This window comes from Pseudomonas sp. yb_9, assembly GCF_043103635.1.
Taxonomy (GTDB): Bacteria; Pseudomonadota; Gammaproteobacteria; order Pseudomonadales; family Pseudomonadaceae; genus Aquipseudomonas; species Aquipseudomonas monteilii.
Genome location: NZ_JBICKA010000038.1, coordinates 1 through 448 on the forward strand (window position 1 = coordinate 1; position 448 = coordinate 448).

The 448-nt window shown below is 53.8% G+C and carries 1 protein-coding gene; it reads right to left on the reverse strand.

The annotated features are described in order from the left end of the window. The coding region (locus tag ACF8MI_RS09150; RefSeq protein WP_392517472.1) for a reverse transcriptase domain-containing protein at positions 1-448 on the reverse strand (448 nt) is incomplete at both ends.

The following is a 448-nucleotide window of genomic DNA, read 5'->3' on the forward strand; positions in this document are numbered from 1 at the left end:
CCACAAACTGCTAGACGTGAAGCGATTGAACGCATCACGTGTTCTGCCTGCCTCTCGCTACGACAATGCACTACCGCATCATCGGCGTACCGGGCAAAAGGACAGTTTGGGCTGTTTCGTTGCATCCAAGCGTCAAAGGTGTAATGCATGAACAGATTCATCAGCATGGGACTGATCACGCCGCCTTGCGGGGTGCCACGTTCGCGTTGAATGCGAACGCCATCTGCTGCCTCGAACGGAGCAACCAGCCATCGTTCGATGTACAGCAGTATCCAGTCCTCTTTGATATGGGTTCGCACCGCTTTCATCAGCAGTTCATGATCAATGTGATCAAAAGCCGCCTTGATATCAAACTCCACCACCCAGTCGTATCGCCAGCAGCGCTCGCGTGTGATCGCTATGGCCTGTTTGGCTGAACGCCCTGGTCGGTATCCATATGAGTCCGGAT